We start from the raw sequence: 15702 nt of genomic DNA on the forward strand, positions 1-15702 counted from the left end.
ACAACCGATGCTCGATACATATACCATTCGCCAAGATGACATGCCTCAAGAAATGCGGTTTCTCTTGGACCAATACCCCCGCGACAGCTGGGAAGCCCATCCGGGTTTCAAAGAAAAAACCAAGCATTGGCTCGGTGCGCATGAGATGTTCCGCCGCGTCGCAGAACGTGTCTGACGTCAGCACCCACCGGACAGATTTAGGGTTTGAGCAACGGAGGATTTCTGGTTCATCGAAGCCATTATGGAGCGAAGATGAACAAGAAATCCGGAACATCGAAGGATGCCGCTGACAAGTTGGTCAGGGGTATCAAACGCAAAACGCGCAAGCACTACTCTGCTGAAGAGAAGATCAGGGTCGTCCTGGCGGGCCTGCGGGGCGAGGAAAGCATTGCTGCACTGTGCCGTCGCGAGGTTAAATCATTCGTCGGATCAAGTCGGCGCAATCATTTATTGTTGGTGGATCCATGCTCAAGACTCAACGATCCGTCCTGCTTTTCGTAGATACCCCATTTTCTGATAAGGTTTGTAGACTTGTGGTCTTTGTAAGGGGAGCGAGTTGCTTAAGTTTGACGCTGAAACAACGAGATTACTTGAAATCGCCTATCAAGGAGCTGAATTGACGCGGCGAAGACAGGCTTCATTTGATGCGCTGCGCCCTGCTCCCGGTGAGACCATTTTGGACGTCGGTTGTGGCAACGGGATGTTAACAGCAGAGTTGGCGCGCGCAGTTGGCTCGGGTGGCTATGTCATCGGGATCGACCCAAGCGAGGATATGACAGCAGCAGCAAGAGAACGGTGCAGTGACTACGCAAACGTGGAGTTTCGTGCTGGTGCCGCAAATAGTTTGCCCATTGAGGATGAGAGTGCTGACAAGGCCGTCTCGGTACAGGTCTTTGAGTACATCGAAGACGTAGACGGTGCACTGTCCGACACGCTGCGGTGCGTCAAACCCGGCGGGCGCCTCGTCATCAGCGATCTACACTTTGGGAGCTTGATTTGGTTCAGCGATGAGCCCGACAGAATGCAAAAGATGCTGACGTCCTGGAACCAGCACTTTGTGAGTGGCTCCGTCCCGGAAAGACTGCCTGCACTAATAAAGGCTCGCGGCGACCATGTGGAAGATGTCTTGTCGTTCACAATGACAGATCACCAGCTAAAGCCTGATGGCCTCGCAATCATGATGATGCACCTCATGAAGCAATACACTGTCGCAAATGACCATGTTGATCCCGCAGTTGCGCAATCGTGGTTTGATGAGCAGCTCAGCCTTGCAAGGACTGGACGCTTCTTCTTTTCGATGACCCAATTTGTCGTCGTGGTGCGCAAAAAGGGGTGATTGAGCTAAGTAAATCGGCCTAGGTTCTTTCGCGGGCTTCATGAAAGTCGCGGTTCAAGAGACCCCCATTGGTGTCACAGGCGCCCCAACAGGTGCTGCAAATCTTTTGTCCATACTTAATTGTCGTCGGTGAAGTCCCAAGGAAGTGCCAGACGTGCAGGCATTGATCAGACGTTCGAACGACCGCAGCGATAGGCGTAATGACAGAAGGTCTCGTATTGGTACTTACTCAATGGCGACAACACAGGTGCGTGGCTGTCACTTCCAGCTTGCAGCTGTATTTGGCGTGATCTAATCGCCCTGTTCGGCCGATTGTCACCAAGTGTTTTCAGAACCTTTCTGGATACAGACTCATCATGTTCTGAACGTCCAGCTCACTCGAAAACGCGTCCGGATTATTCCAGATCACCTCTTTTATATAGTCGCGTTCCGAGTGAAGATCATTGTCCGAAAGCCGCGATTTCTGGTTTTCGGGGAAGGCTCTTTTGGTCCAACCGAACAGTCCACCAAATACGGTCCAGATGCTGGGCGACATTGTATGGGAAGCCATCTCATGGTCCTTTCCGAGTTACTTGTGCTGTCGCAACAACAGTAACTGTTCACCTGTTTTTCTGGTATCCGGCACAAAATTGTGCTGTTCTACAAAAATGAAGAACGGGTTCCGAAATTGGTCGGATATTCGTGTGTTCCTCTCTGTCTTCAGAGAAGGATCGACGCTTGCGGCCTCTGGAAAGTTAAAGGTCTCCCAACCAACGGTCGCCCGACGCATTGATGTTCTCGAAAGAGAAACAGGCTTGACGCTGTTTGAGCGCGGTACGCACGGGTTCAAACCGACCCCAGAAGCCCTTCGCCTCGTTCCCCTCGCCGAAGCAATCGAGGCTTCAGTCCTCGAATTTACCGATTGCGCGAAGGAATTGACGTCGACACAACCCATCCGTATCACCGCTTATTCGGCAAACTTCTCCGCACGCATGATTGAAATCGTAAACGAGTTTTCCGCCGACAATCAGGATGTCGCATCCGAGTTTTTGTCCAGCGTTCGGGCGCTGGACCTGATGGCGGGCGAGGCCGACATTGCTTTGCGCCTTGCAAGAACCGATCCCGATCCTGACCTGATCTGTCGTAAGATCAGCACGGCCCGCTGGTCTTTGTTCGGCAGCAGAAATTACGCGGACAAATTTGGCTTGCCGGGGTCAACGAATGATCTGGCCGGGCATCAGTTTGTTACCTTTCAGCGGGACGATGTACCGAATGTATTCCACGAATGGTTGACCAATCACGTGGAGCCGGGCCAGATCGTCATGTCTTTCACTGAACTGGAGCTAATGCATGCGGCGATCAGGTCAGGGCAAGGCCTTGGGATCAGCAATGTCAAGCTGGTGGAAACAGACATGTCTTTCATTCGATGTTTCGACGAAATCCCTGAACTTGCGGTGCCGCACCTAATGCTCATTTCGCCGGAAGCCTATCGTCGGCCAGAGGTTAGAGCCTTCGTTAAGTTCTTCGCACCTCGCTATGCGGCAATCTACAAGTAGTTATTTATGCAAAAAGGATTGAGAACACGCGAACAAACTAGTTTGCATGTACGCCACGACCGCAGCAATAGAAGCCTTATGTGGCGAGCCCAAGGATACTCTTGAAGATGACAATGGGAGATCAAATTGATCGCCGCGCCCCAGTCGCTGCAAACCGCCTTAACTCCGACATGCCATCACGTGGTGCATGACCAGGTTAAGAACTTCAACATCGTTCTGGTTAAATGTCTGGTATCGGAATTTGACCGTTCCCCGGTCTGGCTTCGAACGTGACGGTGTAATTGCCTCAACCGTGACGCGCACGCTGATCGTGTCACCGGAATACACCGGAGCCAGCCACCGTACCTCGTCCATACCATGTCCACCCAGATTGGTGCCGGTAAGTACACCAGTGTCGCGGAACAACCTGAAAGTAAGCGCTATTGTTTGAAATCCACTGGCGATGAGACCGCCGAACATCGACTCTGCGGCAGCCACTTTGTTAACGTGGAAGGGCTGCGGGTCATGAACCAGTGCGAAGTCAATAATCGCTCCCTCGGTCAGCGTAACGCCTCCGGTTTCGAAGGTTTCGCCAACCGACAAATCGTCGATGTATTTTCCGCTAGCCATGGCAAAAGTATAGTTTGATGCAGACTCAACCGTCAACGCGGAGCCAGGCTCGGCCGCCACTAATGCCGCATTATCTTTCGGCCATGGCAAAGATCGTAATGTAGAACTAAGTCAGTGGTCGTTGACCTATGCCGCGGCGACAAATAGGTGCGCTTCTTGCGGTACGTGCAATACGCCTTCTTTGTCATATCTAGACAAAGCGTCTGCAACCTCTTCCACGACCTTGTTGGTGACGTCAGCACCTGCATCCCTAAGATCGGTTTCGATTGGCAGCGCCATGATTTGCGCGCGAAGATCAACAAATCTTCGCTCAAGTACCAATGGCTCGTGACGAGCTATCTTGAAGCCTGCATCGACCAACAAGTTCGAAATGAGGTCCCCATCTCGAAACGAAAAAGGCGCTCTGGCTTTGACTGCGGCATCTGTTCCAACATGCCGCTCGAGAGCTTTTGCAAGCGCTCCATTGAAGGGCGACACTGCGCGCCAACATGTCAAAAATAGCTGACCGTCATTGCGTAAGATCCTATGAACTTCCTGCAAAGCGGCGGATTTGTCGGGGAAGAACTGAAGCCCCTGTTGTATGAAGGCATAGTCAAACGTAGCATTTTCGAAAGGTAACTCAGTTACATCTGCTGCATACCACTCGAGCACATGACGACAATCCGGCTGATTGGACTGCGCGACCTCAATCATGGTTTCGTTCAGATCTACGCCAACAACCCGGCCTTCGCCCGTCAGTTTCCTTGCAATCTCTCGCGTCAAAGCCCCGGTGCCGCATGCGATGTCGATGACACAAGTCCCGCTTCGAAGCTGAACCATCTCCATGGTTGCTTCAGCCAATGGGCCGAACATAGCAGGCACACTATGGTTGTTGTACTTCTGCGCAGCTTCTTTGGTCAGCCGGAATTTGTCCGTCATCAAAAAATCCTCCTAGCAATGCGTCAATAATTGGACCACCTAAAGTGACCCAAAATCGTAGTCTCACGAGGTTTCAACCGGAAGGCTCTCATCGGCGCTCCACTCAGCCCATGAACCATCATACAGGCGGGACTTTTCGAACCCCATTTGGCGCAGCGCAAGGAGCCCACAAGAAGCAGCTATGCCACGGCCGCAATAGGCGATGACCTCATCGTCAGTTTGAATTCCCTTGTCCTGATAGTGCTTGAGGAGCTTGGAATGATCCGCCAACTTGAATGAACCACGTTCCTTTAGTTTGGCTGCACGTTCGGCAATGGGTATGTGTGCCAAATCCGGATCGATGTTCGATATCGCCGGTATGTTGACGGCACTGGGAATATGTCCCGAGCGACCTCCCCATGTGTGAACTCCGTCGCCTCGGAAGAGGTTGTTTGGTAGAAAGTCCACAATTCTGACTCCGGGCTTACCCATCGCATCCAAGACATCAGCTTTGCGGGCAATCCAATTGCTCTGCACTGTTGGTTCAAAGTCACCATGCTCAACGGTTAGATCGCCAGTTTCAGTGGGTCGACCTTCGAGTTTCCATTGCTGCAAGCCGCCGTCCAAGACCTGCACGTTTTTATGGCCATAGTGCGAAAGTGCCCACCAAAGACGCGCAGACGCCAATGGAAGCCCGGAGTCGTCGTAGACCACGACATGACTGTCGTCGGAAACACCCAACTCGCGCATCCTTTCCCCGAAGTCCTCTGGGCCGAGCATCATGTCGGGAGTGTTCTGAGTGCTGTCTGCAAGCTCCGTCGACATGCCAACATACACGGCGCCAGGAATGTGCTCGGCCTGGAACTCGCTCCTATCGTCATAGGCTACGCCCTTGCCGTTTTCCTCCCTAAACTTCCAGCGAACATCAATGATGCGTAGTTTCGGGTTAGTCAGGTTATCTGCCAACCAAGCCGTATCAATGAGCGGGCGAGTTTGGGTTGTCATACCTACTTTCTCCTCTAACCGGACGCGGGGCGAGCCGTACGGAATAATCCCCAAAATTGCTTTCGGAGTCCAATTTTGGAAAATCGGGATTTGATAAAGTAAATATGATTTAAACGGCATGTTGATGATTTCATGAGACTTCTGAAAGAAACGGATACTGAAATCATGGCGCCTCGTAACGTCGATTTCCTTTGACTCGTTTATGGGTAGGCATGCTCATATAGCTCACTGACGGACAGGTTTGGTACAGAAAGTGGAAGGTTTGGATGCTTGAAGATCGGTACGGAAGCCCGCTAACGACCACATCACAAACTGCGCGAGACGCCTACGTTGAAGGCATCGACCGATTTCTGGGTGCTTTTGATGATGTTGAAGAAGCTTACCGTTCTGCAATGCAGGCAGATGATAGCTTTGCCATGCCCCATGTCGGGCTTGCGCGCTACCTTGTTACTGTCGGGCGTGCACAAGATGCAAAGCGTGAAATAGCCGTAGCAAAGGAACTGTCGCATGGCGTCAGCCCGCGCGAAGCCGCGCAGATCGACATTATCAGCGATCTCATTGAGGGGCGTGCACCGCAGGCCTACAGGCGCATCCGAGATCACGTCACAGACCATCCGCGAGATGTTTTGCTTGCTCAGACATGTACCAGCGTATTTGGCTTAATTGGGTTTTCAGGTCAGGCTGGACGCGAGGCGGAGCAGCTTGCGTACACAACCCTGTTGAAGCCACACTATGGCGACGACTGGTGGTTTCTCTGCCAGCATGCATTTGCCCAGATGGAGGCCGGACAGATCGGCCCGGCCGCGGAAAACATCGAGCGCGCGCTTGAGTTGAAGCCAGACAGCGCGCACAGTGCACATGTCAGGGCCCATCTCTACTATGAGAACGGGGAGACGGACGCTGGCTACGCTTATCTGCGCGAATTCTGGCAAGACTATCCCTTCACAGCGTATTTGCACTGTCATCTCAGCTGGCACGTCGCTCTGTGGGCGCTTGAGAGCGGCGATGTGGCAGGTATGTGGAAGCTGTTCGATGATTATGTTTCCCCCGACCGACCTCCTGCGCCACCACTGAACGTTCTGACTGATAGTGTGGCAATTGTTCACCGCGCCTTTTTGGCTGGCGAGCAAATTCCTCAGGAGCGTTGGCAACAACTCAGCGACTATGCTGTTCAGTTCTTTCCTTCACCTGGTTTGGCTTTTGCGGATGTTCACGCGGCTCTTGCGCATGCGATGGCTGGAAACAGAGAGCGTCTGGAAACAACCATTGACGGCGCAAAGGGACCCGCAGGACCCACCGTTGCCTCAGTCGCAGGCGCATTCCGCGCGCTTGCGGATGGAAATGCGGATGAAGCGATTGAGAAATTCGTAAGTGTCATGTCTGAGCACGAACGCCTTGGCGGCAGCCGGGCGCAACGCGACATTATTGAGTTTTCATTGGCGCATGCGCTGGCAAAATCGGGACAATCGAATGAAGCTCGACGTATCCTCAACATGCATCGACCGCATACCTCTCACGACCATGCAGTTGCCACGCTAGAAGGGTAGGGTGCCCGTATTTTTGATGCCCGCAATGAGCCCAAATTACACGTTTTCAACGCCAGTTAGAACAGAAGCTGTCGCACGACCTTACCAGGCCCCAAAAGTGTTGGTTGGCGGAAAAGACCAACCTGACTGCCGACATCAGCTTTCTCAAAAGACCATCTTAGGTGTGCGAGCGGTGTTTGTGGTCTTGTCGGTGGGCTACTGTGGATGGATTGGACGGTGCGTCACGCACGTAGCCGATAAGTTGATCAGTCGCCAAGAAGAGTGCTTCGATCAAATGGGGCTCATATAAGTCGGGTCTATGCCTTGGGTCGGCTTTGATGTCGCCAGTATCGAGAAGCAGCCCATTGTGGTAACCTCCTACCTTTAATTAGGGGGTTATTGTGATGGAATACTATGATCTCGGTAGCTACAGCCGAAAGATCACAACCTCGTCGGACGAAGCCCAGCTTTGGTTTGATCGTGGTTTGGCTTGGACTTACGCGTACAACCACGAAGAAGCGATTGTATGCTTTCAGAATGCCGTGGCTGCGGATCCAAATTGCGCAATGGCGCATTGGGGCATCGCGTATTGCATTGGGCCGAACTACAACAAGCCCTGGGAAACATTCGAAGAAGACGAGAAGCCTGACTGTATCGCCTTGGCAAAAGCGTCAATCGAGGCTGCTGCGTCGTTAAAGGACAAACTGACGCCTGTTGAACGCGCGCTCATCGAAGCCATTCCGGCTCGTTATCCATCCTCATCGGATATTGAGGATTTCAGCCCGTGGAATGATGCCTTCGCTGACGCGATGCGAAAGCTGCATGCTGAATTCAAACAGGATCTCGACGTTTGCGCCCTCCTGGCCGAGGCACTCATGAATCGGACCCCTTGGCAGCTTTGGGACTTGCCGACTGGGAAACCAGCGGATGGAGCCGATACACTTGAAGCCATAGCAGTCCTCGAAACTGCATTTGATACACTCCCCGGAGCATGGGAGCACGCAGGGCTCCTTCACATGTACATTCACCTGATGGAAATGTCGCCAAATCCTGAGCGAGCCCTTCGCCATGGTGATGTGCTCAGCACGTTGGTGCCTGAAGCCGGGCACTTGCTTCACATGCCCACCCATATTGACGTCTTGTGTGGAGATTACATGAACGTTGTGTTGCGTAATCACAAAGCCATCTTGTCAGATCGAAAGTTCCTGGAACGCGAAGGTCCTGACAACTTCTATTCCGTTTACAGGTGTCACAACTACCACTTCAAAATCTACGGAGCGATGTTTTTAGGGCAGCCAACGGCGGCACTGGAAGCTGCCGATGAGCTTGTCGAAACTTTACCTTCAGAGACACTTCGACCAATGGCTGATTGGTTCGAGGCGTTCATTCCTATGAAACAACATGTATTGATCAGGTTTGGACGCTGGCAGGCTATCCTTGATCAGGATTTACCTGAAGATTCGGAGCTCTACAGCGTCACTATCGCCATGATGCGGTATGCAAGGACGGTTGCCTTGGCCAACCTACACAGGGTCGCTGAAGCCGAGAGTGAAAAAGCCAAGTTCTATGATGCTCTGGCCAGAGTTCCTGAGACCCGAATGCTGTTCAACAACACATGTCGGGACATTCTGAAGGTCGCTGAGCAAATGATGCTGGGTGAGTTGGCCTATCACACAGGAGAGCACGAAACGGCCTTTGATCACCTGCGAAAGTCAGTGGAGATCGACGATAACTTGCCATACGACGAGCCCTGGGGCTGGATGCAACCCACCCGTCATGCGCTGGGTGCTCTTCTTCTTGAACAGGGCCAGATGGAGGAAGCCGAAGCTGTTTACCGTGCAGACCTTGGCCTGGATGCAACGCTTAGCCGGGCCTGTCAGCATCCGGGCAACGTCTGGAGCCTGCATGGTTTGCACGAATGTCTCACCCGGCGCGGTGAAACGGTCGAAGCCGCCCACATTAAGCTACAATTGGACAAGGCCGCTGCCCGCGCCGAGGTGCCGATAAAGGCGTCGTGTTATTGCAGGCAGAAGGCGTTGGCCGCCGAGTAATCTCGGATCAACAGCAATGGCTGGGGCATTTGCGAGGCCCGCTTCTGCCGTTGATCGGGAATTGTTTAACTTCGTTGATGGCAACCGTCTGGGCGACCACAAGACCGGCAATCATCGCTTGGATGACGTTTTGCGGTAAATCAGCCGCATGGTAGCATCGCGTAGGATTTGCAGTCGGGGGGCAACATGGTCTTAACATTCGCACAAATGGAAGCTCAGGAAATATCCAAAGCAAATCCAATTTCAGCAACTGACGCGCTGGCAGTACTGATCGAAGACCCCAACGCACTTGTGGTGGACGTGAGGGATAGTGCTGAAATGGCGGCCACGGGTCTCAGCCCGAGAGCAATTCCGGCTCCTGGTCGCGCCGTCGCTTGGATGGCAGACCTTGAAAGTGAATACAGATCTCAAGAGTTACAGGATCGTGGAAGGCGAATTTTCACCACCTGTGGCGGCGCTCCTAGTTACCGAGGCGCGGCAGCGGCAAATGTATTGACTGCGATGGGTTTTCAAAACGTGCAGTTCATCGATGGAGGGATGGCGGCTCTGATCGCAGCTGGCTCCTCCACAAAGCAGCCTTAAGAAACGGCGAAACCAACGGTCTTGAGCAAACAGAGCAGAGGGGTAAATAGATACGTCTCAGCTTCCAGAGTTGTGTCTCGATACGACTTGCGACTGAGATTTAAGCCAGTTGACGAACACCTTAGCCTCGGGGCGCTGAAATTCTGCTTGCGTCTGGATGTAATAGACGCCGAAGAGTGGCTCAGAGAACAACTCAATCACCCGGCCAGATGACAGATCGTCCTCGAAAAAAGCTCTGGCAGAATACGTGATACCGTCACCCCGGCGAACCGCAGTCATGATCAGGTTCCCCGGCATGTGATTTATGGTCAATGGTTCGGCAGGAACAACCCCGTGATAGGTGAACCAGTCAGCCGCCTCGTTGGTGCCCAGTTCCTGCAACCAGGGCAGCTTCGTCAGAGAAGCCGGGTCACGCAGATCTTGGCCTCCCACCAGTGAAGGTGCCCCGATCACGACCATGTCGGAAACAAGGACAGTATCCTCTTCTTTTCTCGGCATGCGTCTGTCGTGATACCGAATGGCGACATCGATGCCGCCTGGTCTTATCTGAACCAGTTCAGAAGTTGGGTTCAGCATCAAAGTGATCTCTGGATGTTGTTGTTGAAACTCTGCCATTCTCGGCAATAGCCACTCCACCGCGAATGCTGGTGACATTGTCACTTGAACGGGACGCTGCGCTGTGTGTTCTGCCAGTCGTTCGACACCCCTTCCAATGATTTCAAAGCCGATACCCAGTTCACGCGCAAGAATGATGCCTGGCTCTGTCAATTCAATGCTGCGCCCACGTCTAACAACGAGAGCTACACCCAAATGCCTTTCCAACGATTTGACCTGCTGGCTGACAGCCGCTTGGGTCACGTTCAAGCGTTCAGCAGCCACGGTGTAACTCCCAGCTTCCGCAACCGCTGAGAAGGCGCGCAAAGCGTTCATTGGGGGAAGGTGCAGCCAGTCCATGCTGTAGATTTTCTAATGTTTGATTAGACTATTTGAGTCGCATGATATCGGCATTCTTGACATTATTCACAGTGAAATCTGCGCTTCTATTATAAAATATTGGAGCGGATGCTTTAGTGCTGATGTCAACCTAGCCGCATGCCAGGAGATCTTGATACGATGGAAAAACTTCAAGGTGGATGTTACTGTGGTGCCGTTCGGTATCAGATAGCGACCCCGCCAGTTTGGTCGGGACATTGCCATTGTCGTTCATGCCAAATGGCCCTTGGTGGCGCCTTTGCAACTTGGGCTAAAGTGGCCGCCGAAGACTTCGCCGTTATCAAAGGCGAAATCCAACAAATTGAGAAAACTCCGGGTATTCGCCGAGGGTTTTGTCGGGAATGTGGAACGACGTTGACCTATGCTGCCCCAAATGAAGTTGAGGGCCAAGACTGGAGCGCTGACGCTTGGTTTTCTGCTGTGACGTTGGATGACCCATCGATTGCGCAACCCAAGGCCCACGTCTTCGTATCACGTCAGCAGCCATGGATAAAACTCGACGACGGTCTCCCGACGTTTCCTGAGTTTTGATCAACTTTCCCGTCCAGAAAGAGGAGAAAATGATGAACACCGCATTTTCATATGCCTGCAAGGATTGCGAGGGCATGGAGGCCTGCCCAGGCAAAGTGATCGCAGCGACCAAAGATGAAGTATGGAAACTCATGGAACTCCACGCGGTGGTCGCTCATGGAGAGGACCCCAGCTCGTGGGATGCCGACACTCGAGAATATCTGGAAACACTGATAAAGCCCTCGTGATCAAATAAATTAAGCTTCAAGTTCCTGCGGATAATCGGCCAAAATTTTGGCTTGGTTTGTTTAACCGCGAAGGGTAGCTTTCCTCCGCAACCGGGAAATTGCTAGGCCCATTTGTGATTATCCGGTTTGGACTGCGGCCCACCGCCAAGGCACCTAGAAGCGCAAGGCCATCGCGAACCCAAATCGGAAACGTGTGAGATCGGTTTCCATCACAAACCAACCTGCTACTGCGAAACCCTGCTCTTATTCAGGCAAACCGGCTAGTCGCAAAGACGCACAGTCTTTCTCCAGCCTTTCTCTGTCAGAGAAAAGTTGAGTTTTCGCCCAGTCCGATATGGAAAACTGAGGGCGGTATTTCATCACATTCCGTGCTTCATCGCGAGCGGCCTCAAGGTTCTCCGTCTCTACATGGACGATTACGAGGTCGAGGTGACCAAAGCCTTCAACCCTTTGACCATATTCGGTGAATGCTTTCTTGGCTTCCTCGTATTGACCGTCGAGTCGAAGGGCTAAACCCAGAACGCCTGCATACCAACCTGGATAGTGAGGGTTCAGGGTAATGGCTTGTTGTGCGACTTGGATCGCTTCATTTGCCTGGCCATTGAAAGCTAGGGTGATTGACAGTCTGGCAGCCACGTCAGCGTGGTTTGGATTCAGCGCTAGTGCCTCGTTGAACTTCTCGATAGCCGAAACCAGCTTGCCATCGATTGCATCCGCAAAACCCGCAATAGCGTGAGCCTCTGGGTTGTAGCTGTCTATTTCCAGAGCTCGCTGAGCGCAGTCACGAGCCTCCGCTAGCGCGGCACGCCGGTCAGCAACAAATCCATGTCGTGCTTCGACAGTGCAAATGAATCCCAAAGTACAATACGGAGCCGAGTAACCCGGGTCGAGTGCAATTGCCTGTTGTGCAAATCGGCGAGCGTCGGCCTGAGCTTCCCTGGTAATTCTGCGCGAAGCCTCAACGGCCTTTAGTTGAGCAGTCCACGCGCCTAGGTTATTTGTGCCGGATCCTCTGAAACGAGCCATTTCTCCCGCCAACAGTTCGACTTGAAGCTCGGTTGCAATCCTAAGTGCGATTTCATCCTGAACTTCGAATACATCTTCAATGAGGCGATCATAGCGGTCTGCCCAAATATGCATGCCGGACTTTGCATCGATTAGCTGTGATGTGATCCTCACCCGGTTACCGCTTTGACGGACACTTCCCTCAAGAACAAGATCGACACCCTGCTCCAGACCGACCTGTTTCACGTCAACGGAGCGACCTTTGTAGACGAATGTAGAGTTACGCGCGACGACCAGTAAATTCGGGAGTTTTGATAAAGTGGTGATGATCTCTTCGGTAATTCCATCTGCAAAAAACTCCTGATCGGGGTCAGAAGAGAGACTATCGAAAGGTAGGACGCCGATTAGCAGAGACTTTGTATGGCTAGCCGGAGTTACTCGCGGTGGGGCAGAACCTGGCGGCGACCATTGGAAAACTTCTATTGGTGACGGCGCGTTCTTAAACTGTCGCTCTCCAGCGCGATAAAATTGCTCAGCGAGGCGCTCGTCAAGGCTGCGATGGACGACATCTGAAATTAACACAGCCCCTTCGTTGGAAGCCTCTTGTAGACGTGCAGATAGATTGATGCCATCGCCGAAAATGTCATCTTCGTCGAATACGACATCTCCAAGATGCACACCCACTCGTAGTTTCAATGAGGACTGAGTTGACACCTGGCTTTGAAGATCAAGGGCGCATCGTACTGCATCAGATACCGAGTTAAACTCGACTATCCATCCATCACCCATCCTCTTAACGACATTACCTCGATGATCGCTAACCAAAGGATCAAATAACTCTCGACGTAGAACACGAAGTTCGCTGAGAGTCCTATATTCATCTGCCTTAATCTGGCCTGAGTAGTTTACTACATCGGCCGAGAGTACTGCGGAAAGTCTGCGGTCTCCATTCATGTCTATTGGTAACGCAAATTACGCTGCTTGGAAAAGACAACATGATTTCCTGAACGTCGCGCATGTCCTAGTGAACGGTTTGGTGCAAAACTGAAAAGCTTGACTGTGAATGCCTGCTTCGGGCTGGACCTGCCAAACATGCAAGCTGCGGAGAATGGCTGCTTCGAGCCCAAACCAACCGATGTTGCTGAAAGCACCAATGTCAGCGATGCGCAGAAAGCGGACTTTGCAAAGCCAAGATGCCTTGAGGCTGCGTGACCGCCCGCCCGCTTGGCTCCGCCTCAATTTGCTAAGGCGAAAAACAGCAGATAGCGGTGCTGAGACCAAACCGCCGTTCGTTAATTCACAGGAAGGGCACCGCCTCCTACAGAAGCGCAAAGCAAAGCCAACAAATGATTGTGGGAACAAGCGCTGCCTTGACCAGACCAGCTGGCGACACGGCGTTACCGAAGTGGCCCTTCAGAATGGATTGCCCCGCTGGGTTGGGCGCGTTGGCGATCACGGTGAGACCGCCTCCGGTTACAGCGCCAGCAACGACTGCGTACTTTAGTTCGTCCGTGAAGCCGGGGACCAATGTGGCCAGCAGCGTGATAGCTGCGTTGTCGTTGAATGCTGTGAGAACGGTAGCGCCAAGCATCAATTGGACGGCATTCAAACTCTGAAGTACTGGCGCAATCCACCAACCTTGAACTGTCTGACGTCAGCACCCACCGGACAGATTTAGGGTTTGAGCAACGGAGGATTTCTGGTTCATCGAAGCCATTATGGAGCGAAGATGAACAAGAAATCCGGAACATCGAAGGATGCCGCTGACAAGTTGGTCAGGGGTATCAAACGCAAAACGCGCAAGCACTACTCTGCTGAAGAGAAGATCAGGGTCGTCCTGGCGGGCCTGCGGGGCGAGGAAAGCATTGCTGCACTGTGCCGTCGCGAGGGGATTGCAGAGAGCCTGTATTACTCCTGGTCGAAGGAATTCCTCGAAGCTGGGAAGAACCGCTTGGCGGGTGACACGGCGCGACAAGCGACATCCCCGGAAGTCAAAGAACTGCGGTCGGAATCTGCCGCCCTGAAGGAGGTGGTTGCCGAGCTGACGCTTGAGAACCGACTGCTCAAAAAAAGCATGATCGGGGATGGGGGCGACGAAGAATGAGATACCCCGCCTCAGAGAAGCTTGAAATTATCCGCACGGTTGAAGCGTCACATCTGCCGGTAAAGCAAACCCTGAAGATGCTCGGCATCCCCAGCAGCACATACTACGACTGGTATGCCCGCTGGAGCGACGGTGGCGTTGATGCCCTGGCTGACCGTTCCCCACGGCCCAGGTCAGTGTGGAACCGCATCCCAGAAAAGGTACGCGAGGATGTTGTCGATTTTGCCATTGAGCATGAAGATCTGACGCCGCGCGAACTGGCGGTCAAATACACCGACGAGAAGCGGTACTTCGTATCTGAATCCTCCGTGTATCGCATTCTCAGCGCCGAGGATCTGATCACCGCCCCGGCCCATGTCGTGATACGCGTGGCCGATGAGTTCCGGGACAAAACAAGCCGACCAAACGAGCTCTGGCAGACTGACTTCACGTACCTGAAGGTCATCGGTTGGGGCTGGTTCTATCTCAGCACCATCCTCGACGACTACAGCCGCTACATCATCGCCTGGAAGCTCTGCACCACGATGAAGGCTGCGGACGTCACTGATACGTTGGACCTGGCACTGGAGGTCTCGGGCTGCGATCAAGCCACGGTCGTACACAAACCCCGGCTGCTCAGCGACAATGGCTCGTCCTACGTCGCCTCTGATCTTGCCGTTTATCTTGAGGACAAGGGCATGGACCATGTTCGCGGTACGCCGCACCATCCGCAAACCCAAGGCAAGATCGAACGCTGGCACCAGACCATGAAGAACCGTGTCCTCTTGGAAAACTACTTCCTACCGGGCGACCTCGAATGCCGGATCGGGGCGTTCGTCGATCACTACAACAACCATCGCTACCACGAAAGCTTGGACAACCTAACCCCTGCGGACGTCTATCACGGCCGCGGCGCGAAGATCCTGAAGATGAGAGAGGAAATCAAGAAACAGACAATCCGAAAACGCCGGTTGCAGCACCAAGCCGCTGCTGCCTAAACTCAAACAGAAACCGAACCAGAGCCTCTGTTACGAAAACGCTTCAGCTTTCCGAAAAGCTCTGACGACGGACACTAATAGATCGCCTACTGACGGAATTGGTTCAAAGGCACTTCGACGAGCGACTTGCTGCAAAACATTTAGGCATCTGAATATCTACAATACATGATAGTTCTGGTCATCAAGCTTCGATTTTTGATGAAAATCATCAGGTCGACGGAACTCTGTTGCGGTTCCATGTCATAGTAACGAGGTGGAAAATGAGCCTTGCACTTTCCGAGGGTCGAACATGAATGGCCCCGCGCAGCCCTTGATCCGGTTGTC

15 protein-coding genes and 2 pseudogenes are annotated in these 15702 nt (G+C 52.9%); 10 read left to right on the forward strand and 7 right to left on the reverse strand.

From position 1 onward, the window contains the following. Positions 1-7: 7 nt before the first annotated feature. The 3 genes and pseudogenes from ACXADZ_RS00770 (at position 8) to ACXADZ_RS00780 (ending at position 1336) form a co-directional block, all read left to right on the forward strand. Entirely contained in the window at positions 8-175 is a 168-nt protein-coding gene (locus ACXADZ_RS00770; protein ID WP_475191944.1) for a hypothetical protein, read from the forward strand. Between the two features lie 77 nt (positions 176-252). Beyond that, a pseudogene (locus tag ACXADZ_RS00775) lies at positions 253-411 on the forward strand (IS3 family transposase); the annotation flags it as partial. Positions 412-616: 205 nt separating this feature from the next. Next, complete coding sequence (locus ACXADZ_RS00780; RefSeq protein ID WP_475191946.1) at positions 617-1336, forward strand: methyltransferase domain-containing protein; 720 nt, start codon at positions 617-619, stop codon at positions 1334-1336. 328 nt (positions 1337-1664) lie between these two features. Here the strand turns inward: ACXADZ_RS00780 and ACXADZ_RS00785 are convergent, their stop codons facing one another. Then, positions 1665-1886 carry a hypothetical protein gene (locus ACXADZ_RS00785; protein WP_475191949.1) on the reverse strand — a complete coding sequence of 74 codons (222 nt, stop codon included), beginning with the start codon at positions 1884-1886 and terminating at the stop codon, positions 1665-1667. Positions 1887-1983: 97 nt separating this feature from the next. On the opposite strand from ACXADZ_RS00785, the gene ACXADZ_RS00790 reads away from it, so the two are divergent. After that, positions 1984-2871, forward strand: coding sequence for a LysR family transcriptional regulator (locus ACXADZ_RS00790; protein WP_475191952.1), 888 nt, complete (start codon positions 1984-1986; stop codon positions 2869-2871). A 159-nt stretch (positions 2872-3030) separates the two neighbouring features. Here ACXADZ_RS00790 and ACXADZ_RS00795 read toward each other — a convergent pair whose 3' ends face one another. From ACXADZ_RS00795 to ACXADZ_RS00805, 3 genes are all read right to left on the reverse strand, one after another. Continuing rightward, positions 3031-3480 (reverse strand): MaoC family dehydratase, encoded by a 450-nt coding sequence (locus ACXADZ_RS00795; protein ID WP_170644971.1) that lies wholly within the window; start codon positions 3478-3480, stop codon positions 3031-3033. Positions 3481-3606: 126 nt separating this feature from the next. Further along, entirely contained in the window at positions 3607-4398 is a 792-nt protein-coding gene (locus tag ACXADZ_RS00800) for a class I SAM-dependent methyltransferase (RefSeq protein WP_475191955.1), read from the reverse strand. A gap of 63 nt (positions 4399-4461) precedes the next feature. Further along, positions 4462-5382 (reverse strand): sulfurtransferase, encoded by a 921-nt coding sequence (locus tag ACXADZ_RS00805; protein WP_165590777.1) that lies wholly within the window; start codon positions 5380-5382, stop codon positions 4462-4464. A 266-nt stretch (positions 5383-5648) separates the two neighbouring features. On the opposite strand from ACXADZ_RS00805, the gene ACXADZ_RS00810 reads away from it, so the two are divergent. From ACXADZ_RS00810 to ACXADZ_RS00820, 3 genes are all read left to right on the forward strand, one after another. Further along, positions 5649-6929: a tetratricopeptide repeat protein gene (locus ACXADZ_RS00810; RefSeq protein WP_475191960.1), complete on the forward strand. Its 1281-nt coding sequence runs from the start codon at positions 5649-5651 to the stop codon at positions 6927-6929. Positions 6930-7312: 383 nt separating this feature from the next. Beyond that, positions 7313-8959 (forward strand): hypothetical protein, encoded by a 1647-nt coding sequence (locus tag ACXADZ_RS00815; RefSeq protein ID WP_475191963.1) that lies wholly within the window; start codon positions 7313-7315, stop codon positions 8957-8959. Positions 8960-9145: 186 nt separating this feature from the next. Then, positions 9146-9541: a rhodanese-like domain-containing protein gene (locus tag ACXADZ_RS00820; protein WP_170787372.1), complete on the forward strand. Its 396-nt coding sequence runs from the start codon at positions 9146-9148 to the stop codon at positions 9539-9541. A gap of 57 nt (positions 9542-9598) precedes the next feature. Here the strand turns inward: ACXADZ_RS00820 and ACXADZ_RS00825 are convergent, their stop codons facing one another. Beyond that, entirely contained in the window at positions 9599-10495 is an 897-nt protein-coding gene (locus ACXADZ_RS00825; RefSeq protein WP_475191966.1) for a LysR family transcriptional regulator, read from the reverse strand. Between the two features lie 159 nt (positions 10496-10654). Here ACXADZ_RS00825 and ACXADZ_RS00830 point away from each other — a divergent pair, with 159 nt between their 5' ends. Further along, a complete protein-coding gene (locus tag ACXADZ_RS00830; protein ID WP_475191969.1) occupies positions 10655-11065 on the forward strand; it encodes a GFA family protein in 411 nt (136 codons plus the stop codon). Between the two features lie 32 nt (positions 11066-11097). Continuing rightward, complete coding sequence (locus ACXADZ_RS00835; protein WP_475191974.1) at positions 11098-11292, forward strand: DUF1059 domain-containing protein; 195 nt, start codon at positions 11098-11100, stop codon at positions 11290-11292. 243 nt (positions 11293-11535) lie between these two features. Here ACXADZ_RS00835 and ACXADZ_RS00840 read toward each other — a convergent pair whose 3' ends face one another. Then, positions 11536-13251 (reverse strand): adenylate/guanylate cyclase domain-containing protein, encoded by a 1716-nt coding sequence (locus ACXADZ_RS00840; RefSeq protein WP_475191978.1) that lies wholly within the window; start codon positions 13249-13251, stop codon positions 11536-11538. Between the two features lie 364 nt (positions 13252-13615). Next, positions 13616-13930: pseudogene (locus ACXADZ_RS00845) on the reverse strand (putative Na+/H+ antiporter); the annotation flags it as partial. Between the two features lie 96 nt (positions 13931-14026). On the opposite strand from ACXADZ_RS00845, the gene ACXADZ_RS00850 reads away from it, so the two are divergent. Further along, positions 14027-15378, forward strand: a protein-coding gene (locus ACXADZ_RS00850; protein WP_475191855.1) for an IS3 family transposase whose coding sequence is annotated in 2 segments (ribosomal slippage) — positions 14027-14362 and positions 14365-15378 — 1350 coding nt in all. Because the reading frame shifts where the segments join, the coding sequence is not laid out codon by codon here. Positions 15379-15702: the final 324 nt, after the last annotated feature.

The sequence above is a fragment of the Ruegeria sp. ABM4_193 genome (genome assembly GCF_056158705.1).

Excerpts from the sequence above, each read along its gene's own strand:
- ACXADZ_RS00815 (WP_475191963.1), top strand. The coding sequence starts at position 7,313 with ATGGAATACTATGATCTCGGTAGCTACAGCCGAAAGATCACAACCTCG.
- ACXADZ_RS00790 (WP_475191952.1), top strand. The coding sequence starts at position 1,984 with ATGAAGAACGGGTTCCGAAATTGGTCGGATATTCGTGTGTTCCTCTCT.
- ACXADZ_RS00770 (WP_475191944.1), top strand. The coding sequence starts at position 8 with ATGCTCGATACATATACCATTCGCCAAGATGACATGCCTCAAGAAATG.
- ACXADZ_RS00785 (WP_475191949.1), bottom strand. The coding sequence starts at position 1,886 with ATGGCTTCCCATACAATGTCGCCCAGCATCTGGACCGTATTTGGTGGA.
- ACXADZ_RS00830 (WP_475191969.1), top strand. The coding sequence starts at position 10,655 with ATGGAAAAACTTCAAGGTGGATGTTACTGTGGTGCCGTTCGGTATCAG.
- ACXADZ_RS00835 (WP_475191974.1), top strand. The coding sequence starts at position 11,098 with ATGAACACCGCATTTTCATATGCCTGCAAGGATTGCGAGGGCATGGAG.
- ACXADZ_RS00840 (WP_475191978.1), bottom strand. The coding sequence starts at position 13,251 with ATGAATGGAGACCGCAGACTTTCCGCAGTACTCTCGGCCGATGTAGTA.
- ACXADZ_RS00805 (WP_165590777.1), bottom strand. The coding sequence starts at position 5,382 with ATGACAACCCAAACTCGCCCGCTCATTGATACGGCTTGGTTGGCAGAT.
- ACXADZ_RS00820 (WP_170787372.1), top strand. The coding sequence starts at position 9,146 with ATGGTCTTAACATTCGCACAAATGGAAGCTCAGGAAATATCCAAAGCA.
- ACXADZ_RS00825 (WP_475191966.1), bottom strand. The coding sequence starts at position 10,495 with ATGGACTGGCTGCACCTTCCCCCAATGAACGCTTTGCGCGCCTTCTCA.
- ACXADZ_RS00795 (WP_170644971.1), bottom strand. The coding sequence starts at position 3,480 with ATGGCTAGCGGAAAATACATCGACGATTTGTCGGTTGGCGAAACCTTC.
- ACXADZ_RS00810 (WP_475191960.1), top strand. The coding sequence starts at position 5,649 with ATGCTTGAAGATCGGTACGGAAGCCCGCTAACGACCACATCACAAACT.
- ACXADZ_RS00800 (WP_475191955.1), bottom strand. The coding sequence starts at position 4,398 with ATGACGGACAAATTCCGGCTGACCAAAGAAGCTGCGCAGAAGTACAAC.